The organism is Peribacillus sp. 05N428 (assembly GCF_056397085.1).
Genome location: NZ_JBFTMS010000005.1, coordinates 118,528 through 144,697, shown reverse-complemented (window position 1 = coordinate 144,697; position 26,170 = coordinate 118,528). Strand labels below are relative to the sequence as shown.

Here is a 26,170-nt window from a genome sequence, read left to right as displayed (position 1 = left end):
ATATTCGGTGAAAATGATATTAATCCTTCAAATGGAGGTGAAGTTATTGTAATAAATGCCCGTTTTTTTGTAAATTTAAACACTTTTTTAAAGAAAAAAGACATTTATTGTAAAAATATTATTATACCAAGAAAAACTCTTCCCTTTTTTTGGGAAGAGTTTTAAGGTATCCAGTATGAATGCTTCATGTTATTTGTTCAGTTCGAATCATTGAAGTCTTCGTCAAGAATAAATAGGATAATGAGACTGACCATGCCAAAGGAGTATTCCCGTTTGGTATATTACTGCCTCCAATATATAACTCAGGAACTTCCCAATTTTCCGGAATGATCATTTTTGTTTTATCTATATATTCATTAACTTTGTTCATCATGCCAAGTTCAAGGTAGCATAAGCCCAACCATGGAAGCCCGAAACACCATTCCGCTTCTTGACCGTCATTATAATAAAGGTCCTTCTCATATCTAATGCAACCATTTGTTCTTTCTAGTCTCTCTGTGACATTCTTCAATATTTCAAGTGCTATTTCACGGTCTACCAGCCGATACGGATAAATCAACGATAAAAGGGCTAAATCCGTCTCTTTTGAATAACTTTCCCTTGGAAGCAGGAAACGAAGTGTTTCTTCTCCCTTTTTAATCAGTTCTTCCTTGACGTTTACCAGCATTTTGACCGAATTCAATCCAGCAACACATGCACCTATGCTTGAAGCGTGGATTTCTATATTTTCTTCCCACATCCCGTTATCTTCCGACTGCCAATATTGCAGGCATTCCAAGTAATTGACCAGCTTTTGGACAATTTCTAAATCACGTTGGTTTCTTATCACCTTTTTACCATGCCTATATCCTTCACCGACACCCCATAAAAAGGCACCTACCGCATCATTTTGGGCATGCCCCCACTCATCGGGCAGTTCTTTAAGCTCAGTGGAATACCTTGCATGGATATGTTCAAATAGAAACTGGGGTTTCTGCACCGTATGAATATCTATCTTCCACTCATAGGTTTGAAATAAGTCGAATAAAGCATGATATGCTTTTTCGTAACGATTGGACGGATCATTTATAAAAGGTATTACTGTATAAACGACATCCCTTATCCAGACATAATTATAATCATCGGAAACACTTGCAGTATATGCACCATTAGGAAGCCGCATGCGATCAAGAACCTCTAGGGCACCATTAACATTCATCAATTGAGCACCTCCATAGTTATTTGCTTATTCCCATTGTAGACAGACTCCCGTTTTCTAAACGTTGGTTGTTTCATTTTCAATTAGAAGCGCTTTCATTTCTGCTAACCAAAACGACCTTTCAGAAGTACATTCACCCTAGTTTATGTAATCACTGGCCTTTTTGATAATCAAGCTTCCAATGTTCATTAAAAAGCGGCATTTGCCTAACAGTAATGACCGAACTCAAAAAGTTGCGGTTTATGAAATATGTTCTTGTGAAATAAAAACCCAGTAATGGCAATCCATTACTGGTTATATCGGCCTATCATTAAAATGTTTAGTAATTATTAAAAGAAATTTCTTAATTTCATCAAGGAAAGCAAGCCAATCATAACCTTACCCAATAGTCTTCTCGTAAAAACGGCAACCAGAAAAGCTGGTAAAGCTGCGGCCAAATTCAACCCATTATCCTAAAGTGAAAAGACCTGTTATATGTGCAAACAGCGCCGCCATTAAGGCCGCTTGCTCATGCTTTAGCCATGCTAGCAGCGCCAAAGGAACGATTCTAGGTATGAAAGTATCTACGACCCTATTAGCAAAACCGATACTTAGGTATCCCATAAAATAGGTAAACAATCTTTTAATCCTTGCCTCGGAAAAGCCACCGCTTTTCCATTCCATTATCCTGACTCATATAATTTCACCGTAGTTTTAATAAGTTTCTTCAATTGCTTTTCAGCTGGCCAAGCAGAATGGGCAACTCACTATATATTTCGATGATCTCATTTATCGGCATTCTAACTAAACCGCTGGAAGAAGGGGCAACGAATTCCATGGTCTCATTGGATGTAGGTTCTTCTTGCAGCCCCCAAGAGATTTTTCGTAATTGACGATATTCCTGATAGACACCCTTGCCTACAAAACAGACAAGTTTAGGTTTATACTTTTTTATTTTCCTTTTTAATTGTTTCCTTCCTTTTATGTACTCTTCTTTAGTGATATCGTCCGCTCCTTTTGTAGGCCTGGAAACGATATTGGTAAAACCATATCCTAAATCCAGTAACGACGAGTCTTCAGTTGGTTCATATTTCCTTGGTGTCAGCCCGGACTCGAAGAGGATTTTCCAAAAGCGATTGTTTGGATTCGCATAATGATGACCAGTCTCACCTGAACGAATGCTCGGATTGAAACCTACGAACAAAATATCCAAATTTTCCTTTAAATGATCAGAGATGCCTTCCATTTTAAAACTCCTTTTCAAATTTGCTATTTAATCATTGTACAAAACTGAAAAATATTTAACTACCTTTAAAAACTAAAATAATGGTTTAAATGGATGAACGATGATGGCTCCACCTATTGCTCCTAAAACATTACGTTCGCCTTCACCGGACACACTACCAGAAATTAGATATGAAAAGGATACCACAGCGGCAGGTAAAGATTTTTTTCCAAGGAATAAATTGATAAACCGATTTATCCGATGTCCCGGCATAAAGCAAAAATCTGCATGCTTTTCAAAGCTTGCAGGGATTTAAATTAAAGGATATCCGCGATTTTCATGTACTCATCGTCGGAAATGACAGACAGCTGAAGGACATTAAGAATGTGGCTGAGTGCATTCAATATGCCCATTCATTTACTGGTAGTGTACTGAAGACCAATTGTAGGCACGGGGAGGGTTATTGGGGGAAGCCAAGACAAGCGAAAGACCCGTTATTTCTGGTGGAAATAACGGGTCTTTCGGGACGCTGAATTATCCTCCATCAATCAAATGCTGATATACAAACAGGCAGGGATTTAAATTCGATAGACTGTAAATCACTCATTTGAACAGAAGGAGCTAGAAATTATTGGTTCTGCTTCTGCTCTAAAATCATTTAAATCTCTCCGATGGCTTACTTTAGTAAGGGGTACTATGAATTCTTATACATAGATATTGGAGTGATAAGTCTCTTGATTTTTAGGAAAGCAAAAAAGGGTAATGAATCTATTAAATGAGATCAAGATCCTTTATTAAAACCGCACCAACTTTATAGTCGGAATTCCATTTGGCAAAAGACTTTACTCGTAGGTACATACATACCTACGAGTTTATTTACGCATCGGAATATGCTTCTTGTGTACATTCGCTTCTTTCAAACTCGGGAATCAGGAAACATTCTGGCGGTGTTCGATATGTTCATGTTTTCTCGCATTGGCCATCTTATTGATGGTAAGAAGAATTCCAGAAAACCATATTATGACGATGCCAGTATAGATGTATATATGGGCTTCAATCGGAATCCATGTAGCTAATAATGTTCTTACATTGATTAAGATAATGAAACCGCCCACTAAAACACCCATTAATTGAGCAGGAAGCATCCTGACGAGCCAGGCTGCAATTGGTGCGGCAATCACTCCACCAATTATCAACGCTACGACCCAAAGCCAATTGACAGCTTCCCATCCAAGAGAAATGATAAAGCCAAGACTTCCAAAGAAAGCAATGGCAAATTCACTCGTATCTACAGTTCCTACAGCTTTTCTCGCCGTCATGCCTTTTTTTGACAATAAAACAGGTGTTGCAATCGGTCCCCAACCGCCTCCGCCTGTTGCATCACAAAAGCCTGCAAAAAGGCCTAACGGAATGGATTGTTTTGCGGTCAATGGCCTTACGGTTTCATTTTCCTTTGACGGTTTAAAAATAAATAAAAAGCGGAATAAAACGTATACACCAAGACCAAATAAAAATATGGCAATATACGGTTTTGCTAATTCGGCTGGCAGGTTACTCAGAAAACATGCACCTACAAATGCACCAATAGAACCTGGAATGATCAAGCGATAGACCATATTTTTATCCACGTTCCCAAACTTTATATGTGAAGCTCCGGATACTGCTGTTGTCACTACTTCCGATAAATGAACGGATGCTGATGCTACTGCAGGGGCAATCCCGAATGTCAACAATAAGGAAGTGGAACTCACTCCATACCCCATTCCAAGCGAACCATCAATTAATTGGGCTAAAAACCCGATAAAGGCCAAAACGATTAACTTTTTCATGACATTCCCCTTTTTTCACTAAAATAGAACCTATATCATCGACCCGATGGTACCGTTTGCCTGTATAAATCATTTAGATTTCCTTTAAGACACAAAGAGGCACCTAACCAAAATGAAATGACATGTTGGTTAGGTGCCTTCAGTTTTTCTGATCAGCCCAATGATATATTTTCTTCAGCTTCTACTGGTAAAAGCCTAGCTAAAAAACGATATCTTTCTTTTAAGGAATATTTATAAATATCCTCTATTGAATCTTTCAATAATTTAGATTTTTCTTCTTTTGAGAATGACCCATTCTTTATAATCATTCTTGCTTCAAAAAGGAATTCAAGATATTCTTCATATGATTCATCATATACTTTACCTAGGTCATTCCGTATTTTTTTTGCGAGCGTTGGACTTGCTCCATTGGTGGAAACACTTATGGAAAGCATGCCTCTATTCAATGTGGCCGGTATATGAAAATTGCCCAACTCATGATTGCTGATTACATTAACCAACTGACTTTCGGATGCGTTCTCGTAAACTCGTTCATTTACTTCAGTAGAATTGGTAGCAACAATGATTAAAAATGCATCTTTATAGTCAGTTTCTTCCACTTCTTTAAGTAAGACCCGGATCTTACCTTCTTTCTCCAACACTTGAAAACCTGTGCATATTTCGGGGCTTACGACGGTAACTTCAGCACCAGCTTCCAATAAGGGGCCCGCTTTAAAGTAAGCTATTTTACCACCGCCGATGATGACACACTTTCTGTTCTCGATATTAAGCGTAATTGGATACATAGGCTGCCTCCCCACTCACTTCATGAATTCGTTCCGAAATTGCTTGTTCAATCTTTGGGTGATAACCTAAATATCGGCAAAGTATGATTCTTTGCTTTCCCTTTTTTTGGATCTTTTTTATACTATTTTCAATCGACTGCATTAAGAGACCTGTAAACAATAGGTATGGAATGATAAATACTTGGTTTGATCGAGATTCCACCGCAAATTCCAACGCTTCTCCAAAGCTTGGTGTGGCAGCTGTCAAATAACACTCTTGCACCCGTATTTTTGGAAACCTGTTCCTTAGCAAATCGGCCAATCGAGACAAATCCCTTTTCACGTCGGGATCACTGCTGCCCCTTCCAACCAATAATACCAAGGAACCCTCCGTAACACTTACCTTTGTTTCCTCCAACCGTTCCACTAAAATGTCAACCATTTTCTCGCTGACACCAATCGGCCTTCCGTATCTCAAGTCAACGGCAGGGTACCGTTCTTTCATTTTATTCAATATGACTGGAATATCATGTTTTGCATGTACAGCTGTCAGCAATAGAACTGGAATGGCCAATATTCTCGTCGCACCTTTTTGAATGCATCGTTCGTAGGCCTCTTCAATCGTAGGAGTTTCCAATTCCAAGAAGCAATACTCTTGAATGGAATATGGCTGTGCTTGCATACAAACTTTAATAAAATCAATGGCTTGGGCTGAAGCTTCTTTAACACGGCTGCCATGGCAAATATATAAAATGGCTTCCATTAAAAGGCCTCATTCGCCAACAAATTTTCGGTTTGTTTTCCTTCAAACCATTTGATTTTTTCCCGTAAATTAACGACATCTCCCACGACTATCATGCAAGGATTCGAAATTTGTTCGTTATTGGCGGTTTCCACTACTTTAGCCAACGTACTGACAGCTGTTTTTTGCGTTGTTAATGTACCCCAATGAATAAGGGCTACCGGAGTCTCTGGGCTTTTTCCATGTTCCAAAAGTTTTCCTTGAATATATGGCAGGTTTTTAACACCCATATAAATGGCTAATGTATCGATGCCTTTTGCAAGGGATTCCCACTTGATATTATCCTCTTCATCTTTTTTTCGATGACCGGTAACAATTGCAAATGATGAAGCATGGTCCCTATGTGTAACTGGAATTCCCGCATAGGCTGTAGCGGCGATTCCAGCCGTAATTCCTGGTACGATTTCAAAGCTTACGCCACTTTTGGCAAGGGCTTCCGCTTCCTCACCGCCTCTCCCAAAGACGAATGGATCGCCGCCTTTCAAACGAGTGACTATTTTTCCCTTTTTTGCATATTTAACGAGGAACCGATTGATGGTATCCTGCTGCAACAAATGATAATCCGGCAGTTTACCGCAATTAATCAGCTCGACACCGTCTTTTGCATGATTCAAAAGTTCTTTATTGACAAGTCGATCATATAAAATGACATCAGCTTCTTGGATGCATTTTAATCCTTTTAATGTAATTAAATCTGGATCTCCGGGACCGGCTCCTACTAGATATACTTTCCCCATTTTTGCATCCTGCCTTCCCTTAGAGAATTGTTTCGAATTCCGATAAAACGAAACCTGCTCCATTTTTAATTTTCCTTTTTTCATATAATGAGATGTCATCCACTTCAGGCATTTTCAAATAATGCTTTTCCAGCTCGATATCAACAAGTTCAAATGCCTTTTCATCTGAATCGGCAACAATGATGACATGAATTGGTTTTTCCTTGATAGTGACTTCAAAACGATACAGATTCATGGAATGCTTACCTTCCCCTATTAAACGGCCACTTCCGCTAATATATCATCAAGTTTACTTTGTAATTCGTCTACCCCTACCCTTTCCACAAAATCGAGAAAGGTTTCGGATAGTAGTTTTGTTTCTTTGAAAAATAGGATCATTTCTTTCAGAACATGATGTAGCTTTTCAGCTTCCACTTTTCCTTTAAGCTTTTCATTGAACTTCCCGCCCTCATTCAGCGTTCCTCCAACGTATATCTCAAAAGCCTCGACCATCTTTTTATCCTGGTTTTTCATTTTTATGCCTTGCAACCCTATTTCGGCGATGGCTCTTTGACCGCAATTATTCGGACAGCCGACCATATGCATCCTTACAGGCACATCGAGGTCTATTTCCTTGTCCAGTGATTCAGAAATGGTCCTCATTCGGTTTTTCGTTTCAACCAGAGCCAGGTTGCAATACTCGATGCCTGTACACGAAACGGAATACCCAATGAATTTTTTTGGTTGGTATGGAAACCTTTCGAAGATGGATTCCTGCTTTAATTCCTCAAGTTTTGCATCCGGCACATTAGGAATGATTAGATTTTGAGAATTACAGTTGCGGATTTCACCATTTCCATATTTTTTTGCAAGTTCGGCAAACTCGATCACTTCGTCTGGGTTCAGACGACCAACTGGTATATTGACGCCAACATAGTTCAGACCATCTTGCTTTTGTTTATGGATGCCGTAGAAATACCCTGCATTCCATCCCTTCACCGCACTTTCTCCCTTTTCAGGAAGCGGACCGGTGTATTCCAGCAATTTTTCCTTGAATTGTTCAGGACCCCAGTCAGCGACAAGGAATTTCAAACGTGAGCGATGACGCTTTTCACGGTACCCAAAGTCACGGAATATCGTCGTGATGGCGGCAGCCACTTCCACAGTTTTTTCAGGTAAAATGAATAAGTCAAGTTCTTCTGCCAGCATCGGAACGGAGGAAAGCCCACCCCCTACTTTTACGTGAAAACCGACTTCCGTTACTCCATCCATTACTTTAGTAGCTGGATTGAATGAAACACAGTTGATTTCAGCATTTGAAGCATTATGGATATTGGCACTTATGGACATTTTATATTTCCTCGGAAGGTTCGAATAGTCTTCGTTAAGGCGGAAATACTCAAATACATCATAAAGTACCTCGCGTGTATCAAAAAGTTCATCAGGATCGATGCCTGCCAATGCATTACCGATGATATTACGGGTTATATCACCACAAGCTCCAGCCGTAGTCATTCCAACCTTTTCTAAACGGTTCAATATATCCGGGACCTGTTCGATGGTCAGCCAATGGAATTGAATGGCTTGACGGGTTGTAATGTCATATACGTCCCTCCCGTAATCTTTAGCGATGTTAGCTAGAGTTATTTGTTGATCATAAGTCAGGATACCTCCGGGAATAACGACTCGCATCATCCAATAACCAGCTTCTTTTGGCCGTTGCAGGTATAAACCAGCCCACTTGAACATATCCCATTTCTCTTTAGGGATGGAATCAAACCCATTTGCTGCGTAATGTGGAATATCATCAAATATCTTCAAGCCGTCTTTTTCCAATTTCCAGATTTCCGTTTTATTTTTAGCGATTAGTGGATTTTCCGACCAAAATTTCTCGTAAACCATTACATTTCCTCCTTGATTAAATCGCTTTCTTTGCTGTTAAATAGCCGATTACCTGCTCAACGCACTCTTCAATGCTGTATTGGTCGGATTCTAAAATGATTTCCGGTTGTTCAGGTTCTTCGTATGGAGAGTCGATTCCGGTAAAATCTTTAATGATGCCTTTACGGGCCTTGTCATAAAGCCCTTTTGGATCACGCACTTCGCACTCTTCGATCGGACACTTTATGTATACTTCAATAAACTCCCCTTCTTCGAGTAAATCACGTACAATCTGCCGATCTGCCCTGAAAGGTGATATGAAAGCGGTCAATACGAACTGCCCACTATCCACGAATAACTTGGAAACCTCACCAATCCGCCTAATATTCTCGGTTCTATCTTCTTCAGAAAAACCTAAATCTTTATTTAAGCCATGACGGATATTATCACCATCCAAAACATAACTTCGAATATTCCGATTGTATAACTCTTTAGCGACCGCGTTTGCAATCGTTGATTTTCCGGAACCCGATAGTCCTGTAAACCATAGAACCGTGCTTTCATGCCCGTTCTGCTTCCGTCGGTGCTCCTTGGTCAATGACGTCTCATGCCATGTGACATTCGTACTTTTACTCATTTGATAATCCCCCTCTTCATGTGACCCTTCCATTTATGTCCAATCAGTTATAAACTTCATTTTTTTTTAGACCTTCGATCAACACCTCGATGACTTCCTTACGGCTAAAGGTAGCTGGAGGAATTTCCCCATTACGCAACATTTCCCTTACCTTCGTTCCAGACAGGATGACATGGTCTTCCTTGCCATGCGGACAAGTTTTAGCGGAAGCCATATTGCCACATGCTTTACAGTAAAAACTATGTTCAAAGAATAATAGCGTGATCCCTAACTCATCTGCATTGAAATTCCCAAAGATTTTTTGAGCATCGTATGTGCCATAATAATCGCCCACACCCGCATGATCACGTCCGACGATAAAATGGGTACAACCATAATTTTTACGGACCATCGCGTGGAAAATGGCTTCTCTAGGTCCTGCATAACGCATGGCAGCAGGGAAAACTGCAAGGGAGACGCGATCCTTAGGATAATATTTATCAAGCAGCACTTTATAGCTTTCCATTCTTACATCTGCCGGAATGTCATCTGATTTAGTGGCACCGACTAGAGGATTTAAGAATAAACCGTCGACGATTTCCAATGCTGTCTTTTGGATATATTCATGTGCACGGTGAACAGGGTTCCTCGTTTGGAAACCGACAACCGTTTCCCATCCTTTTTCAGCGAAAGCCTTCCTTGTCTCGACTGGGTCCAAATAATGAGCTTGAAATAGCGGACGCTCTATTCTCTTGATCAACTTTATTTCCCCGCCGACATATACATCCCCGCGGTTATATAAATTTTTCACTCCAGGATGCTTCTCATCATCTGTTTGATATACCAATGTCGCTTCCAATTGCTTATCTGGAGTGTAAATATCGGAAACGGAGAGAACCCCGTAAGTTTCACCTTCATGGGTTAATGTTACTTCTTCACCTATAGTAAGGCTTTCTGCAGCTTCTTCGGTCAAAGGCAGCGTAATCGGGATGCTCCATACATGTCCGCTGCTAAGCCTCATATCCTTCACCACTGTCTCATAGTCACTTTTTGTAAAGAATCCTTTAATCGGGCTGTAGGCACCAGTGCCTATCAATTCAAGATCGCTTAAAGCAATTTCATCGATTTCGATTGACTTCGTTATTTTACTAAAATCATATTTTGGTTCCCAAAGATCGATTAATGTTCCTCCGTGCGGTAAACTGATTGTCATTCTAATTTCCCCCTATGGCTTCTATTTATTTAAGCCTATAATTTCTATTTATTTAAGATAAATGCAATCCGCATTCCGTTTTTTGAGCTCCTTGCCAACGGCCTGAGCGTAAATCATCTGCATTGAAGGCAGGTGCAGTACACGTTTTACATCCAATGCTCGGATATCCATTATCATGCAGGACATTATATGGAAGTCCATTTTTGTGGGCATAGCGCCAAACATCTTTCCATGTCCAATGTATGAGTGGGCATATTTTAACTGATTTGAACTTATTATCCTTATTGATATACTCGGTCTTAGCCCTTGTTTCGGATTGCTCCCTCCGCAGTCCCGAAAGCCAGGCTGTTGCCGATGAAAGCACATCTGTAAGCGGAACGATTTTACGGATGTTACAGCACTTATTGGAATCACTAAGCCATAATTCATCGCCATATTCCGCCGCTTGTTCCTCAAGCGTCAAGTCAGGTTTCTTCATTTCGATCAAAAGCTTCGGATATCGCTTCTTCACTTCCTCGATCAATTGGTAAGTTTCCTCAAAATGAACATCTGTATCAAGGAAAACTATTTTAGCCGAAGGATTGACCTTCGCCAATAAATCCGTAAGCACGATGCCTTCAATACCAAAACTGCAAGCATAAATCAGTTTGTCTCCATAATGGTCATTCGCCCATTGCAGAACTTCCAAAGCACCTTTTGTCTCACTGTCTGCAGGAAATACAGGGAAGTCCCCTGTATTGAAATTTTCATAGTTTATTAATGCAGCCAACTTTGTAGCCCCCTCTAAAAACTTGCTGTATCAGGTTAGAGTAACTGTTGATCAATTCCCGTTGTAATATTCCCCGGGTTATTTGAATCTAGGAAAAAGAGACGAATCTAACCAATACTCTCTTTATATCAGTTAAACCCGCCTCTAGTTTTTCTAGTCAGCAGATACCTTATTTAATTCTTAGTTTTTCATTTCTCTCCATTTGAATGATTTTACCATCCTGGACAATAAGTGTAATGGATCCATATTTCATTGAATTAAGCATTTCTTGAAGTCGTTCAAAAATTTCTTCAAGCTGATTCTCTTTATCCAAACCAGTTCCTCCTTTAAGAAAATCCGCGAATATTTTATTTTAAATTTCTTAGATTTATATAATTCCATACAAACTTACATTGTTATGGTCTTCCTAAAATTTTCACAAAAAACAAAAATCTTTCCATGATGGAAAGATCGCAAGGTAAATATCTTTACCTTATCTTCCAAAATGATCAACATTTTGTTGGAGGTAGCACCTTGCATCCATCATGCAGGTTGCTGGACTTCAAAGGGCCAATTCCCTCCGTCGCTCTGGATAAGTTTTATTATTTTAAATATTAACATATATTTAATCCTTGTCAATGGAGTTTTCTTATAAAATAACTTGGTTTAATATTATGGATGAACTGTTATTTTTATACACACTATTCAATTTATGATTTTATGTTCATATAAATGCGAAAATAGACTCGTCTTTTTAGATAAAGTCTCCAAAAAAATGAGTCTATTTTCATTATTAGGCCTATTATTGACGCGTGTTATTCTAAAAAAAATTTCTAGGGTTCCAGTCTTTTTATAGAAGGAATTAATTTATTGAAGTCATTAATTTCTTAACTGTATCGCTTCTACAAATTCTTGAACCTGACTCTGGACGCGATCAATTAAATGCAAATCATTGATCGGGTTTTCTGGATTCTGTTTATCTATTTCCTTATCAACAAAATAAATCCCCTGCAGCGGCTCGCCTTTTAATATTGAAATTAATGGTTTAAGCGCATAATCAATCGCCAATAGATGCCTGTTACTTCCACCAATCATGATTGGCAGCACCGGCTTCCCCTTAAAAGCACCTTCTGGCAGCAAATCAATCAATGCTTTCAATACACCTGTATAAGAAGCCTTATAAACCGGTGAACCTATAATGACTCCTCTGGCCGCTTGAATTCTCTCTGAAAGCTTTGAGATATCCTCGCTATTATATTTCCCTTGGAATAAATCATCTGCTGAGAAATCCGTAATCGAGAAATAAGCTGTAGTAAATCCTGCATTTTCGACTAATGATTGAATATGTTTTAGTGAAATGTCCGTTCTTGATGGAATAGCCGGACTTCCTGATAAAATTACGATATCGCTCATTTGATACCCTCCAATGTTACAAGATTTCCAGATATAATTTTCTTAAAGCATTTCGTGAAGTATACATTTATCGTAATTGTCTGAAAAATATAAGTCAAATCTTACACTCTGGACATCTACTCTGAATGAAAAAAGAAACGGTCATATTTACGGCTTGATGCTCATGCCCTTAAATATGACCGTTTCATTATGTATGATTTTGTTTCCCATGAATACCATATACCAAAAGTTGAGCAATGCTCTTAATTCGTTCAGAAGTAAAATATGGCTCCTTTTTTTGTTGATGGATCTCATAATGTGTAGATAAAGCCAATGTGAAAGAAATGATCCCTACATTAAATAAAATAATATCAGAGATATATTGTATCTCTCCGCTATCTATTCTCTTCTGTATTTCAATATGCCTGGCATTTGGCTTGAAAATCTGATCTACATATTGCTTTGAAATATCTTGATCGAATTGTGTTTCCCTAAATAATATCGAAAACTGTTCTTTATTTTCAAGAATTTTTTTTATCATGGTAGTAACATGATTCTCCACTAGATCATCCGTGGATAGATGGCTAGTCCCATCTTCAAATTCCTCTTTTTCATTAGGGGTAATTGTAGCCAAAAGCAAATTTTTTTTGCTGTCAAAGTATTTGTAAATAGTAGCTTCGGAAACATTGCATGCAGAGGCAATTTCATTCGTTCTTGTCATGTCAAAACCTTTAGTGGCAAAAAGAGTCCGGGCTACATTTATGATTCGTTCTTTGGTTTGCTGCCCTTTTTTCAAAAATATCAACCTTCTTTTATAAAGATAAGACCGGTTTCACCCATCTATTTCCCATGATATATCGCTGGTACCAATCGGTCAATATTACCTTTGATCTATTAGAATTCAATATTCCCATATATCATAAATAGAAAACATCGTCTGGTTGGGACGATGTTTTCTATTTATGAAAATCACTTAAAAGATGCATAGCCGTCATCGACCATGACTACACTTCCATTGATCGCATCCGCTTCCTCTAACGATAATAGATAGACGGCATTTGTAATGGCTTCTGGCTTAATCAATTCACCGCGCATTTGACTTGCATTCAATTTATCAATGATTCCCATGTCTTGATAACCTTGTATGATAGGAGTGTCAACCCCGCCCGGTGCAATGCCCACAACGCGAATGCCATAAGCACCCAATTCCAAAGCTGCTGTCTGTGTCATCATTCTTACAGCGCCTTTAGTCGCCTGATAGGCAAAAGTCCCATGGGAAGCTAAGTAGCCAAACACAGAAGCGGTATTTATAATGACTCCCTTGTTACCCAGTTCCTTCATTTTCCGTCCTGCTGCCATGATTCCAAAGGCCACTCCGTGCTGGTTCACTCCAATCGTTTTGTAGTAACCTTCCATATCTTGGTCTAGGATCATACCGCCCGCACCAATGCCGGCATTATTAAACATGATATCGAGCCTTCCGTATGTTTCCACTGCTTTATTGATTAACGATTCAACATCTTCCTGCTTAGAAACATCCGTTTTAACATAAATGGCCACTCCACCATTAGCTGTTATCTGATCAACGGTTTCCCGGCCCATTTCTTCATTAAAATCCGCAACAACGACCTTGTCCCCTTTTGCTGCGAATTTCAGGCATGTGGCTCGGCCTATACCGCTTGCTCCCCCTGTAATAACTGCAACTCTTGCTGTCATTTACATTTCCCTTCCAAATAAGTAAGTGAACACTTACTTATTATTATAAAAGTAAAGAATAGTAAATTCAAGCAATATGTATTTTTATAGAGTTTTGAGCTTTCAAAAGTAAAGCTGTCCTATTAATAGGACAGCTTCATTTGGTTAGCAGGTTTTCAATTCGGCCTTACTTACGGATGTCTTCACCATTTCAATGAAAAGCTGCATAAAACGATCATCACCTGTTAATTCTGGATGAAACGCACTAACGAGGACATGGTCTTGTCTCGCAGCCACTACATTCTCTTCATAAACAGCCAATACTTCTACACCTTCTCCAATTCCATCAGCAAATGGCGCCCGGATGAAAACTGCCTTATAAGGGGTTTCCATTCCTTTGATTGAAAGTTCAGCCTCGAAACTATCCTTTTGACGTCCAAATCCGTTCCTTTTCACGGAAATGTCCATTAGTCCAAGATAGGCCTTCTCATCGCCAGTCAATTCATTTGCCGCCAATACCATCCCAGCACATGTACCGAAAATTGGTTTTTTATCTTCGAAGAAAGTTTTGACCGGTTCCATAAATCCATAACGATCCATTAGCTTCCTCATCGTCGTGCTTTCTCCGCCTGGAATGATCAAGCCATCGATTTCCTGCAACTGCTCCGGTTTTTTTACTATAATTGCTTGTTCGCCGGCAGCTTTGATTTGGTTCAAGTGTTCTTCAACCGCTCCCTGTAATCCCAAAACACCGATCGTTATCATATTACCATCCACGTTCCTGCATCCGTTCTGCCGGAGCTAGTTTGGAAATATCAATGCCTTTCATTGCACTGCCCAATTCTTTTGACAACTTGCCAATCAATTCATAATCGGTGAAATATGTAGTCGCTTGAACGATTGCGGATGCGAATTTTTCTGGAGTTTCAGATTTAAAAATACCAGACCCAACGAAAACGCCATCTGCTCCCAATTCCATCATCAATGCAGCATCTGCTGGAGTGGCAATTCCGCCGGCTGCAAAGTTAACTACAGGCAATTTACCTGTGCGTTTGATTTCTCTTAAAATTTCAAAAGGGGCTCCAAGATTTTTTGCCTCTGTCATTAATTCATCATCACTCATGATGCTCACTTTGCGAATTTGTGACTGTACCTTTCTCATATGACGCACAGCTTCCACAATATTACCTGTTCCTGGTTCTCCTTTTGTACGAAGCATGGATGCTCCTTCACCAATACGGCGCGCAGCTTCGCCTAAATCACGGCAGCCACAAACGAAAGGTACTGTGAAATCACTTTTTAGAATATGGTATTCTTCATCCGCAGGAGTCAGCACTTCACTTTCATCGATATAATCCACTCCCATGGATTCCAGGACCCTTGATTCAACGATATGGCCAATCCTTGCTTTAGCCATGACCGGGATTGATACTGCATTCATTACTTCCTCGACAATTCGCGGATCTGCCATTCTTGCTACGCCGCCAGCCGCACGGATGTCGGAAGGAACCCTTTCCAAAGCCATGACAGCGACCGCACCGGATGCTTCTGCGATTTTTGCTTGTTCTGCGTTAATGACGTCCATGATTACGCCACCCTTTTGCATTTGTGCCATTCCTCTTTTTACTGTGTCAGTTCCTAATAATTTTTCCATTTTTTTCTTCCCCCTAATATTTGCATTTTTTAGATTTGTTAGGCTTAGTATAAAAAAGAGTTGACCGCATTGAAAGTGTCAGTTTTAATAAATTTAATGGGGTCAGTAAATTTTTTTCAAAAAGGTGGCAACAAAATGAATATGCTTTCTTGTGATTTAAATCGGTTAAGTGAAGTACCTTTGTACGAACAATTATATTCATATATTAAAAAAGAAATTATTGATGGCCGTCTTCTTTACGGCACAAAACTCCCTTCCAAACGGAAATTGGCAGAGTTCCTTCAAATAAGTCAAAATACTGTCGAGACTGCATATGAACAATTGACTGCTGAAGGATACGTTGAAGTCATACCAAGAAAAGGGTACTATATTCAAACATTCGAGGATTTAGAGTATACACAAACTAACCAAGTATCCTTGGAACAAAGCAATCATAAAGAAGGGGAATTGCTATATCATTTTCATCCCAGCCAAATTGACACGGAACATTTCCCATTTGAAAAATGGAGAAAATACATGAAAAGCAAAATCGATGAATCACATCAAGATCTTCTTTTACTTGGGGATTCTCAAGGGGAATATGAATTACGATGTGAAATTGCCCATTATTTGTATCATGCACGTGGTGTACAATGTGTTCCAGAACAGATCATCATTGGTGCAGGAATGGAAATTTTATTGCAGCAGCTTGTCCTACTATTTGATAAAAATGCCATCTATGGTGTTGAAGATCCTGGGTATCACTTGATTCATCGGATTTTACGCAGCTACCCAAATGAAGTCCATCCACTGCAAATTGATGAAGAAGGCGTAAAGGTGAACCAAATTGAAGATTCAAAGATCGACGTTGTGTATGTCACTCCCTCACATCACTTCCCCAATGGGACGATCCTATCCGTTAACAGACGGACGCGATTGTTGAACTGGGCTCAAGGGGCAGCAAACCGCTATATTATCGAAGACGATTATGATAGTGAATTTCGTTATAGTGGAAAAACAATTCCTTCCTTACAAAGTATGGATGCTGGTGATAAGGTGATTTATTTAGGGTCATTTTCCAAATCATTGATGCCATCAATTCGGATCAGTTATATGGTTCTTCCCGCTCCTTTGTTACAAATGCACCAACAGGAATTGTCTTTTTACCATTCAACTGTTTCTCGGATTGATCAGCATGTGTTGACACAGTTCATGAAGGAAGGTGATTTCGAAAAGCATTTGAATCGCATGAGGAAAGTGTACCGTCGGAAGTTGGATAAAGTGATCGATCTATTTAAACCATATCAACAAATAAAAATCATTGGAGAGCGGTCAGGTTTGCATATCGTCCTCATCGTCAAGAACGGCATGGATGAACAGACACTTATTCAAAAGGCAAACGAAGACCATATTAAAATTTATGGATTATCAACATATTCAATCGAGAAAATTGACGAACATCCTCCAAAAATTATATTGGGCTTTGCGGGGATTCCTGAATCCGAATTGGAAAAAGCCATTCACCTTTTATTGAACTCATGGGGGTTATAAATAAAAAGAAGTTCACTGTTTTGAACTTCACAGACTGTAGACAAACTTTCGAATAAAATCGAGTTTGTCTACAGTTTTTTTAGCTTGTACATATTGAACGTTGATTTCCACTTCAGGCACTCGCTTTCCGCGGGCGGTCGGGGAGCCTCCTCGGCTTCGCCTGCGGGGTCTCCCCTAGACGCGCTTTTAGTAGTGACACGACATTTCTGACAAGCATATCGTGGAAGATGCAGATCATTAGCGTCATTATTAAGATGTAAAACCTATATATGCGAAACATAAAAAAACGATTGAGCGTGTATTCGTAGATGCAAAAGAAAAGCATGGTATGCGTAGGGCTGCTTTAAGCCGATGCAAGCGATGCTTATTTTTCTGCCATTAATTTAAAGAATATGGCCAATTGGACATGGTTAGGTCCAAAAGTGGCTTTACATAGTGGTTTGTAGAGCCCCAATTTCTTAACTTAGGAGATATTTCAATGGAAATGCCAAAAGGAGTTCGGAATGGGCTCATCCTGATTCCCTCTCACGATTGTATCGGGATGATTACCATGATTTTAATACAAGACTTTCTTTGTGATGAAATTTGCATTGAATGTCTTGAGCCAAGACCCCGCTTGATGCTCACGGTGAGGGTTTTTGGCAGGCCGTCGACCTAAAGGGAACGGAATCATCATCCGGACCGCAAAGTGTATGCTCCGGGGTCCGAATCATGTCTTGACGGTCAAATAAAGCTCGATTGGTCGAAAAACGGTTTTGGCTGAAAACAACTGAAAGGTTTTTCAAAAATAAAAAATGCAGGCAAACTCAATTTTCTACGAGTTTGCCTGCAATCTGGGAATTTCACTCTTGTGGATTTTTTTTAACTTTTAGATAAATAAAGTTCCATCATATCTTTTGGTACCATGCTCCCACCGGTCGCCCAGATGACATGCGTCGACTGGTTCATTTTATCCATCAGTTTTTGATCCATAAGATATTCCCTTCCTTCTGAAGCTGACAATAGTTGTATCGGGCCAAATGCTCCTGCTAGGGCAGATGGCTCTAAATAATGGCCTTCCGTCTCTGCCATTTCCTTGAGCAATTCGAATAACCTTCTATCCTCTATGGTATAGCTGCCGCTTAACATGGTCGTCATCATACTGGAAACCAATGCTGAAGGCCTTCCTACTGCAAGACCATCCGCCTCCGTCTTATTATCGATACCAAAGTCCTGAACCGAAACTTTGTCATGAAGGCCTGTCATCAATCCTAGCATCATGCATGGTGAATGTGTCGGCTCTGCAAAAAAACAATGTACATCATCTTCAAAGGCTAACTTGAGCCCATATGTTATGCCACCGGGCCCGCCGCCGACTCCGCATGGTAAGTACACAAACAAAGGATGATCTTCATCTACTGTAATGGACATATCCTTCAATTGTTTCTTCAGGCGCGTTGCAGCCGTCGCATAACCTAGCAGCAGATCCATGGAATTTTCATCATCAATAAAGTGGCAATCGGGATCAAGTGATGCTTCTTTACGGCCTTCTTCTACAGCTTTACTATAATCATCATCATATTCCTTTACAATGACACCCAGACTTGTCAATTTATCCTTTTTCCACTGTTTGGCATCTGCAGACATATGGACCGTTACTTTAAATCCCAGCTTCGCGCTTATTATTCCAATACTCATTCCTAAATTGCCGGTTGAACCGACAGCAATCGAATATTTTGAAAAAAGCTCCTTATATTCATCACTCGCTAGTACTCCATAATTATCAGTCCGCTTTAAACCGCCATGCTTCATTGCTATTTCCTCAGCACGTTTTAAGACCTCATAAATACCTCCGCGTGCCTTGATTGAACCTGATATAGGTAAATGACTGTCACATTTCAGCAAAAGTTTTCCCGCAATTTTAGTTCCATAGGATTTTTCCAAGTTTTTTTGCATGAAAGGAATCTCGACTAGGGGTGATTCAATAACCCCCTTCATTGGTTCGGTTTCTGGAAATGCTTTAATTATATAGTTGGCAAATCTATTCAATCTTTCTTCAGCCGATTTAACTTGTTCAGCTTGGACGATTGGATTTTCTTGTTTGTTACCGTAATGCGGATTCGTCCAGAAGACTTCATTCATCTTCATCACATTATTAAGTATAGGATCTTTCGCTTTCCATGCGTTAATCGATAAACCTGCGATTTTATGCATCTCCACAGCAGTCCCTTCCGGAAATGTAGTATTCATCATCTACTATAACTCAACAAACTGCAATAAAGATTACAATTTTCACTTTTTTACGAATTATCAGCTTAGAATGTTAAATTCACTTTTAATTTCCCTCGCACACTATTAATGAACCAAATTTCCTCAGCATTATTGAGGTCTGCCTTTGAAATGTTTTTTACCTTGATTTCCTTCTTCCTGATCAATTCTTGACGAAATGTTCCAGCAAGCAGACCTGCTTCCACCGGAGGGGTATAGAGGTCACCATTTATCTTCACCACTACATTTCCGTTCGTGAATTCGGTGATGAATCCTTCTTCATTCCAAAGCAGAACATCCTGGAAGTCGGGATTATTCATTTGAAAGCCTTCATAGACATCACGATTGGTGGTCTTATGAAATAGAAATGGATTTGCACTTGATATTGGAGCTTCAGCCAGTATGGCCGTGAATTCTGGACCAAGAGGCTTGATTGCTTGTCCCAAGACTTCAATTTCACCATTTTCATGTAGTAGTACTCTTACTTTTTGCAACGTCCCATGATTTATTTCCGCATACTTTTGGAGTCGATCTCTAAGATACAATTCAGAGAACCGATAATCGAAGTACTCAGCGGATTGTTTCATCCGGTCGATATGATCATTCAACAAATAATATTCGCCATCGCTGAGCTTTATCGATTCCAATAGTTTGTAAGCAGGCCTTTCCACCGTCAATAATTTGGCTTTTAAAAAGGCTTCGTCATATTCTTCCGATAACTCGGAATCCCAAGTGATCCCCCCGCCAACCCCATACTCGGCTTTCCCTGTTTCCTTTTCGATCACGACCGTACGAATCGGCACATTAAAAACGGCTTCGGATTCAGGAGTGATAAACCCGATGGCACCGCAATAAACTTCACGTGGTGAATTCTCGATATCAGCGATGATCTCCATCGTTTTAATTTTAGGTGCCCCTGTTATCGATCCACAAGGAAAAAGAGCCTTGAATATATCAATGATTGTTGTTCCTGGATTCGTATCGGCCGTAATCGTGGATGTCATTTGCCAAACGGTCGGATATTTTTCAATTGCCTTAAGCTGTGGAACCTTGACGCTTCCTGGTTCTGCAATCATTCCCAAATCATTTCTGAGCAGGTCTACAATCATGTAGTTTTCAGCTTGATTCTTTTCCGAGGCTGCTAACCAGTCTGCATTAAGCTGATCCATTTCCAGTGTCGTTCCCCGCTTTACAGTCCCCTTCATTGGCCGAGTAATCAGCTGACCATCTTCCCAACGGAAAAACAACTCGGGTGAAGCCGAAAGGATTCGATGTGAACCCATATTCAAATATGCACTATAGTTCGAGCGTTGGGCTCTCTTCAAACGTTCAAAAAAAGCGAAGTCATCTCCTTCGAACTTGGATTGCAAACGCATCGTATAATTGACTTGGTATGTGTTGCCTTTCTTGATTTCTGATTTTATTCTTTGAAATCCAGAACGATAGGCATTTGAATCCGTTTCTGATTGCCATTCAGCTAAATGAAAAGCCTCGGTCATTTTTTCAGGTATTTCCTCTTCCGGTTTATCAAAAATCCCGAACCATAATAATGGCATTTTGGCTCCATCTTTTACTTTAAAGGATTGTTCAAAAGCAGGTGCCGCTTCATAGGAAACATATCCCGCTGCATAATTCCCCTGTTCAATCGCTTCCTGCACTTTTTGGAATTGGGGAAGGACATCCTCAATTGAATGGGCGGTGATCACTTTTTTCGGATTCGCAAAATATAGTGGCCTGCTTTCACCTTGTTTATCTGTGAAGTGAAATATTAAGGATAAAGGATCTTCTCGTTTCATTACTCTCTCCTAACTTTGTTAATGAAGCCAATCGGTATGTATTTTTATAAAAAAGCTTGCAGACACGGGATCTGCAAGCTCATTCTTTAACAATTATTTCATTCCAGTAACCTCTGCAATGATTTCATAAGAACGAAGGCGTGCATCCTGATCATAAATGGCAGAGTTTATAATCATTTCATCCGCCTGTGTTTCATTTAAAAATGCCTGTAACTGCTCTTTTACCTCTTTTGGATTACCTATAATGGAAGCGTTCAGCTGCTTCATGACAATGGCTTTTTCATATTCTGTCCAAAGGCCATCCATCGTATCAACTGGAGGAGCCAGTTGACCGGGTGTGTTCCGTATCAAATTCAAGAACTGCTGTTGGTAAGATGTAGCAATCCTTTGCGCTTCTTCCGTAGTATCGGCTGCAAAAACATTGATACCAACCATGACATAAGGTTTATCCAGAACGTCGGATGGTTGGAAATTATTGCGGTAGCGGGCTAAAGCTGGTTGAGTATTTTCAGGTGAAAAATGGCTTGCAAATGAAAATGGCAATCCCAGCTGTGCTGATAATGCAGCACTGAACCCACTTGAACCAAGCAGCCAAATCGGGATGTCCTGCCCTTCTCCAGGAATGGCGCGAACACGATTATGTTTAGAATCCGCATCTAAATAGCTACGGAGCTGCGCCAATTGTTCAGGAAAATCCTGACCGTTATTACGTACATCACCCCGAAGTGCCATGGCTGTATATTGGTCGCTTCCGGGAGCACGCCCCAGTCCTAAATCTATTCTGCCAGGATACATTGCTTCCAATGTTCCAAATTGTTCTGCGATAACCAGCGGTGCATGATTCGGTAGCATTATGCCTCCAGAACCCACCCGAATTCTTTCCGTCCTGCCTGCAACATAGCCTATAAGCACTGACGTTGCAGAGCTTGCAATCCCAGGCATGCTATGATGTTCCGCTACCCAGAAACGGTTGTAATTCCATTGCTCCGCATGTTTAGCTAATTCTACTGTATTTTTAAAAGCTCCCGAAACTGTACCACCCTCAACAATAGAAGCCAGGTCCAGAACGGAAAAAGAAATGTCGCCAAGTTTTTTTGCATGTTGATCAGCATTCATATCTTCATCTTCTTTCTTTCAATTATGATAAATCGGACGCAAAGCCATCATATAGAAAATACACAAAAAATGCACATAAAATGCTTAAGGGGATTAACTGTTAAGGATTTCCCTGGCAATCAAACGAAACGAATTAAGCCGATCCTCCAACTTATGAGTGATGGTTATCAGCATGATCTCATCTGCCTGATATTTCTCCTGAATCTTCAATAGCCGATCCTTAACTTGTGAAGGGGTACCAAAAATCAGTTTTTTATGCATGGTTTCCATTTGTGTTTTTTCTTTTTCAGTCCATTCATGATTCCTTACCTCTTCTATACTTGGAACCGGCTTTCTTTCCCCATGTCCACTTTGAATTTTCCATAGGGTGTTGCTGAGGGCGATTTCTTTCGCATATTCTTCCGTTTCAGCACAAATGGCCGATACCGTAATAATCGTTTTAGGTGCTTTGAGTATCCCTTTTGTTTGAAAGTGCTCACGGTACTGTTTAAAACTCTGCACGCCATCATTTTCGCTCATGAATTCACCAAACGCGTATGCAGTTCCATTCTCAGCGGCAAGTTTTGCACTTTTCCCGCTTGTTCCCAATATCCATGGTTCAGGGGATACCATTGGGATAGGAGCAGCAGAGACATTTGAAAACGGATGTTCTTTCGGAAATTCATCTCTAAGAAAATTCAACAGTTCTTGAACAAGTTCGGGCATTTTATATACATTCTGAAGGAAATTATCGGATAAGGCCATCGTTGCTTCGGCAGATCCACCAGGAGCACGTCCCATTCCTATATCAATCCGGCCTGGAAAAAGTGTGGCTAGCATATTATATGTCTCTGCTATTCGGTATGGCTTATAATGTGGAAGCAGCACTGCCCCTGATCCAATCCGGATATTTTTTGTTTGTGCACCAATATAGCTTATCAAAACCTCTGGAACGGAACAGGCCAAGCCAGGCAGACCATGATGTTCAGTTAACCAGATTCTGCTATAACCCAGCCTATCTCCTTCTTGCGCTAGTTGAAGTGAAGCCTGCAAAGCTTCTTGTGCTGATTGTCCGGATGCAATCGGGGATTGATCCAAAATGCCAAGTTTCATTTTATCCCCCCCTTCTTGTCTTTCGTAACTTAATAGTAAATCATAACTATTTGAAAGTCGCCTGAAACGCTTGCTTTGTTAGTTTAGTTTGCTGCCTTTAGCAAAAAATATAAGGAGTTGAATTAAAATTGGGGAGTATAAGTGAATAGTATATTCTAGCGAGGTGTTTGGTTTAATACATCAGGGACGCTAGTGGCTCAAATGGTCGTCACTTATTCTATCGAGGTCTTTTTAGGGATATATGTAAAAAAGAAAAGCCCTTTTAAGGGGCTTTTCAAAGCTATTCACTTTTTTTGAATTGAGATAGTAATTCATCTGCCATGATTTTTGAATCCAAACGAGCCGCTATATATGGGGGCTGGACCCGATTATTGGACTCTACGGGCAAACCTAGCCAGACAACTCGTTTATCCAAGATGATAAACGAAAAGGAAACAGGGGAACAAATAAAATGATCCGAGTTGATATCAGGATTTCTTTTTGCTGATATGATCGTCAAATTCACTGCAGGGTTCCGTCTCATTAAATATTGCTGCCATTCTTCAGACAAACTGTTCAAATCCGGTACAGCCATAACTATGTCATGTTTTGTTGATTCAATATCTTCCTGAAAGTCCCCCAATTTACGGGCATGCATCCATCGTAATTTCGGGTGCTGATGTTTAACCCATTTTCCAATGTCTTTCTTTGATACAATCTGATCATTTTGAATTTGGTGATCGACAAGCTGACGAAGTGTTTTACTGCGATAAACGTGTTTGTTAACAAACGAAGTGTCACATACATGTACGAACTTACCCTTAGTCCTTGTTATGGCCACGTTAATCAGCCTTTCACTTTCTCTCCCTGTCAATAACATTCCAGCCCTGTTTTGCGGATAACTATCTACTGTGTCAAAGATCATCATCTCACGTTCACTTCCCTGGAAACGATGTACAGTTGCAGCGATGATATCCGCAGTTTGCCGTTCTTTTTCAAATAAGTCATCCAATAGTTTTTCCATCAATTCTGCCTGGGCACGATATGGGGCGACATAACCAATTGACCTTGAACCGCCCACATAAGCTTCATGAATCAACTGAAAAGATAAAAGCAATTGCCATAAATTCATTCTCGAGTGGGATGTCCGTTCAGTGATGCAATATTCCCCCGCTAAGCTAGTATCAAGAAGTGCCGCTGCCCTATTGGCAAACGGTTCCGCCAGCATTATGCCCTCCCTGCTAGTCGCAACACTTTTATGATCGCCGACAAAATTGTTATAGACGACACGATTAGTGAATGCCGAAATATCCGGATGCATGCGGCGCTGTTCCTTTAATAGGAATAAATGGGGATGGAGTTCTCCTTCTTCAACAGACTGGGCGACACCGGCCCGATGAAATATGTCTTCCTTCAGCCAAAGTTTCACGAGGGAATCACGAGCCGAAGCAATGGGCGGCAATTGTTTGAAATCACCACAAACGATAATATGCTTGGCTAACGCTGCAGCAAAAGCCACCTGAGGAACGTAAGCCATACTCGCTTCATCCAAGATGACCAGATCATACTCCTTTAGATAAACCGTTTCGTCATTTGCGGCTTTAGCTAAGGTCGTCCCGATTACTTTTGCTTCTTTTATGAATTGAATCTCTTTTTGACGGATTTTCTCCAATACTTTGGCCAGCTTTTTCTCTATCTCGATTAACTGATCTGTATCCCTTTTACTGAAGGAACCTGCCAAGTCATATTTTAAAAGACGTTTCTCTTCGCCAAGTTCTTCTTTTTCTTTAATTAATGTCGGTTCATGTTTTCCTAATAATTGCCCCGTAACAATATCATCATGGATAGCTAGTGATTCACCGATTTGAGATCCATAGCGAAGCACATCGCCTTCTTTGAAACGATCTTTCTTTTTAATGAATGATGAAATTTCAGCCATCAAAACATCGACAGCCTGGTTGCTATGGGACAAAACTAGAACTTTTTTAGCTTGTAAATAATGATTGGCTACTGTACGAGCCAAAGTATAGGTTTTTCCTGTTCCAGGCGGTCCCCAAACATAAGTGACAGGATTGAACTTCGAGCGGGCATATAATTCTTTCACACTGCTTTGTTTCTCAGTTAAAGGATGTTTTTGAGGCATGGACGGATCCATCAGGCGCTTGATTCGAAGCCTTTTCCTTTTACTTCTCTTGATTTCATCCAAGCGGATGATCAATTGCTCCAGCAATTCCCAGGGATCATGGAATAAAAAGGCTTCACCGATGATATCGCCTAACGAGCGATCAAAAACAATGATTATACTTTTCCCTTCCGATGAGAGGATCCTTCCATCCTGTTTAATCCCTCCCCATTCAAGTCGAACGAGGGAACCGACAGGGATTTTTACCGATGAACCTGTTTCAAAATAATAGTTGAAGGAACCGTCGCTTGTAAGCAGATGCCCGTTCGAAACCAAGTATTTTGTGCTGCCATATTTTTTCAAATGCAGGATTTCAAGTTGAAGTGCCTGCTGCCATTCTTTTATATAATTAACTGTCGAATTCATTTTCCACTTTCCTCACAAAATATGCCATTGTAGTACAAAGAAACTGGCCCATTGGCTAGGCTCCGATGTTGAAAATAACGCTGTCATCATGACTTTTTTCGCGAATTACCTGTTTCTTTTGCATATAAAATAAGGCCCAATCTATTGATT

The 26,170-nt window shown here is 40.1% G+C and carries 25 protein-coding genes, 1 pseudogene and 1 riboswitch; of the genes and pseudogenes, 3 read left to right on the top strand and 23 right to left on the bottom strand.

Annotated elements, in window-relative coordinates; translation table 11 throughout:
* Positions 1 to 184: 184 nt before the first annotated feature.
* The 18 genes from AC1DIV_RS07185 to pdxS all read right to left on the bottom strand — a co-directional run bounded on the left by AC1DIV_RS07185 (position 185) and on the right by pdxS (position 15,712).
* Complete coding sequence (locus tag AC1DIV_RS07185; RefSeq protein ID WP_034306927.1) at positions 185 to 1,198, bottom strand: glycoside hydrolase family 15 protein; 1,014 nt, start codon at positions 1,196 to 1,198, stop codon at positions 185 to 187.
* Positions 1,199 to 1,645: 447 nt separating this feature from the next.
* Positions 1,646 to 1,861 carry a hypothetical protein gene (locus tag AC1DIV_RS07180; RefSeq protein WP_323597024.1) on the bottom strand — a complete coding sequence of 72 codons (216 nt, stop codon included), beginning with the start codon at positions 1,859 to 1,861 and terminating at the stop codon, positions 1,646 to 1,648.
* A 43-nt stretch (positions 1,862 to 1,904) separates the two neighbouring features.
* Positions 1,905 to 2,423 (bottom strand): mismatch-specific DNA-glycosylase, encoded by a 519-nt coding sequence (locus AC1DIV_RS07175; protein WP_063593643.1) that lies wholly within the window; start codon positions 2,421 to 2,423, stop codon positions 1,905 to 1,907.
* 908 nt (positions 2,424 to 3,331) lie between these two features.
* Positions 3,332 to 4,231: a sulfite exporter TauE/SafE family protein gene (locus AC1DIV_RS07170; protein ID WP_477576078.1), complete on the bottom strand. Its 900-nt coding sequence runs from the start codon at positions 4,229 to 4,231 to the stop codon at positions 3,332 to 3,334.
* 152 nt (positions 4,232 to 4,383) lie between these two features.
* Positions 4,384 to 5,016, bottom strand: coding sequence for an NAD(P)-binding protein (locus AC1DIV_RS07165; protein ID WP_063593646.1), 633 nt, complete (start codon positions 5,014 to 5,016; stop codon positions 4,384 to 4,386).
* Complete coding sequence (locus AC1DIV_RS07160) at positions 4,997 to 5,758, bottom strand: sirohydrochlorin chelatase (protein WP_477576076.1); 762 nt, start codon at positions 5,756 to 5,758, stop codon at positions 4,997 to 4,999. Before AC1DIV_RS07160 ends, AC1DIV_RS07165 begins: the two co-directional genes overlap by 20 nt.
* A complete protein-coding gene (cobA, locus tag AC1DIV_RS07155) occupies positions 5,758 to 6,534 on the bottom strand; it encodes a uroporphyrinogen-III C-methyltransferase (protein ID WP_057277558.1) in 777 nt (258 codons plus the stop codon). Before cobA ends, AC1DIV_RS07160 begins: the two co-directional genes overlap by 1 nt.
* Before the next feature lie 19 nt (positions 6,535 to 6,553).
* A complete protein-coding gene (locus AC1DIV_RS07150; RefSeq protein ID WP_034306935.1) occupies positions 6,554 to 6,769 on the bottom strand; it encodes a DUF3906 family protein in 216 nt (71 codons plus the stop codon).
* A gap of 20 nt (positions 6,770 to 6,789) precedes the next feature.
* A complete protein-coding gene (locus AC1DIV_RS07145) occupies positions 6,790 to 8,415 on the bottom strand; it encodes a nitrite/sulfite reductase (RefSeq protein ID WP_323597036.1) in 1,626 nt (541 codons plus the stop codon).
* 16 nt (positions 8,416 to 8,431) lie between these two features.
* Positions 8,432 to 9,031: an adenylyl-sulfate kinase gene (gene cysC, locus AC1DIV_RS07140; protein WP_048680807.1), complete on the bottom strand. Its 600-nt coding sequence runs from the start codon at positions 9,029 to 9,031 to the stop codon at positions 8,432 to 8,434.
* Between the two features lie 43 nt (positions 9,032 to 9,074).
* Positions 9,075 to 10,223 (bottom strand): sulfate adenylyltransferase, encoded by a 1,149-nt coding sequence (sat, locus tag AC1DIV_RS07135; protein ID WP_323597039.1) that lies wholly within the window; start codon positions 10,221 to 10,223, stop codon positions 9,075 to 9,077.
* Positions 10,224 to 10,275: 52 nt separating this feature from the next.
* Positions 10,276 to 10,992 carry a phosphoadenylyl-sulfate reductase gene (locus AC1DIV_RS07130; RefSeq protein WP_048680799.1) on the bottom strand — a complete coding sequence of 239 codons (717 nt, stop codon included), beginning with the start codon at positions 10,990 to 10,992 and terminating at the stop codon, positions 10,276 to 10,278.
* 169 nt (positions 10,993 to 11,161) lie between these two features.
* Complete coding sequence (locus AC1DIV_RS07125) at positions 11,162 to 11,305, bottom strand: YezD family protein (protein WP_072273036.1); 144 nt, start codon at positions 11,303 to 11,305, stop codon at positions 11,162 to 11,164.
* Positions 11,306 to 11,461: 156 nt separating this feature from the next.
* Positions 11,462 to 11,570: riboswitch (SAM riboswitch) on the bottom strand.
* A gap of 280 nt (positions 11,571 to 11,850) precedes the next feature.
* Positions 11,851 to 12,384: an NADPH-dependent FMN reductase gene (ssuE, locus tag AC1DIV_RS07120; RefSeq protein ID WP_048680796.1), complete on the bottom strand. Its 534-nt coding sequence runs from the start codon at positions 12,382 to 12,384 to the stop codon at positions 11,851 to 11,853.
* Between the two features lie 187 nt (positions 12,385 to 12,571).
* Positions 12,572 to 13,159 (bottom strand): TetR/AcrR family transcriptional regulator, encoded by a 588-nt coding sequence (locus AC1DIV_RS07115; protein ID WP_477576074.1) that lies wholly within the window; start codon positions 13,157 to 13,159, stop codon positions 12,572 to 12,574.
* 173 nt (positions 13,160 to 13,332) lie between these two features.
* Positions 13,333 to 14,079, bottom strand: a complete 747-nt coding sequence (locus AC1DIV_RS07110; RefSeq protein ID WP_477576073.1) for an SDR family NAD(P)-dependent oxidoreductase — start codon at positions 14,077 to 14,079, stop codon at positions 13,333 to 13,335.
* Positions 14,080 to 14,223: 144 nt separating this feature from the next.
* The gene (pdxT, locus tag AC1DIV_RS07105; RefSeq protein ID WP_048680918.1) at positions 14,224 to 14,820 is read right to left on the bottom strand and encodes a pyridoxal 5'-phosphate synthase glutaminase subunit PdxT; all 597 of its coding nucleotides are present in this window, start codon (positions 14,818 to 14,820) and stop codon (positions 14,224 to 14,226) included.
* Between the two features lie 4 nt (positions 14,821 to 14,824).
* Positions 14,825 to 15,712, bottom strand: coding sequence for a pyridoxal 5'-phosphate synthase lyase subunit PdxS (gene pdxS / locus AC1DIV_RS07100; RefSeq protein WP_034306956.1), 888 nt, complete (start codon positions 15,710 to 15,712; stop codon positions 14,825 to 14,827).
* 135 nt (positions 15,713 to 15,847) lie between these two features.
* On the opposite strand from pdxS, the gene pdxR reads away from it, so the two are divergent.
* The 3 genes and pseudogenes from pdxR (at position 15,848) to AC1DIV_RS07085 (ending at position 17,900) form a co-directional block, all read left to right on the top strand.
* A complete protein-coding gene (gene pdxR, locus AC1DIV_RS07095; protein ID WP_048680786.1) occupies positions 15,848 to 17,242 on the top strand; it encodes a MocR-like pyridoxine biosynthesis transcription factor PdxR in 1,395 nt (464 codons plus the stop codon).
* A 259-nt stretch (positions 17,243 to 17,501) separates the two neighbouring features.
* A pseudogene (locus tag AC1DIV_RS07090) lies at positions 17,502 to 17,688 on the top strand (IS5/IS1182 family transposase); the annotation flags it as partial.
* 32 nt (positions 17,689 to 17,720) lie between these two features.
* Positions 17,721 to 17,900 carry a hypothetical protein gene (locus tag AC1DIV_RS07085; protein ID WP_477576071.1) on the top strand — a complete coding sequence of 60 codons (180 nt, stop codon included), beginning with the start codon at positions 17,721 to 17,723 and terminating at the stop codon, positions 17,898 to 17,900.
* Positions 17,901 to 18,103: 203 nt separating this feature from the next.
* On the opposite strand, the gene AC1DIV_RS07080 is transcribed toward AC1DIV_RS07085, so the two are convergent.
* The 5 genes from AC1DIV_RS07080 to AC1DIV_RS07060 all read right to left on the bottom strand — a co-directional run bounded on the left by AC1DIV_RS07080 (position 18,104) and on the right by AC1DIV_RS07060 (position 26,020).
* Entirely contained in the window at positions 18,104 to 19,435 is a 1,332-nt protein-coding gene (locus AC1DIV_RS07080; RefSeq protein ID WP_340878526.1) for a D-serine ammonia-lyase, read from the bottom strand.
* Between the two features lie 101 nt (positions 19,436 to 19,536).
* Positions 19,537 to 21,285, bottom strand: coding sequence for an aminodeoxychorismate synthase component I (gene pabB / locus AC1DIV_RS07075; protein ID WP_477576070.1), 1,749 nt, complete (start codon positions 21,283 to 21,285; stop codon positions 19,537 to 19,539).
* Between the two features lie 93 nt (positions 21,286 to 21,378).
* Entirely contained in the window at positions 21,379 to 22,401 is a 1,023-nt protein-coding gene (locus tag AC1DIV_RS07070) for an LLM class flavin-dependent oxidoreductase (protein WP_340876545.1), read from the bottom strand.
* Between the two features lie 93 nt (positions 22,402 to 22,494).
* A complete protein-coding gene (locus tag AC1DIV_RS07065) occupies positions 22,495 to 23,493 on the bottom strand; it encodes an LLM class flavin-dependent oxidoreductase (RefSeq protein ID WP_477576068.1) in 999 nt (332 codons plus the stop codon).
* A gap of 280 nt (positions 23,494 to 23,773) precedes the next feature.
* Positions 23,774 to 26,020, bottom strand: a complete 2,247-nt coding sequence (locus AC1DIV_RS07060; RefSeq protein WP_477576067.1) for an AAA domain-containing protein — start codon at positions 26,018 to 26,020, stop codon at positions 23,774 to 23,776.
* Positions 26,021 to 26,170 lie beyond the last annotated feature (150 nt).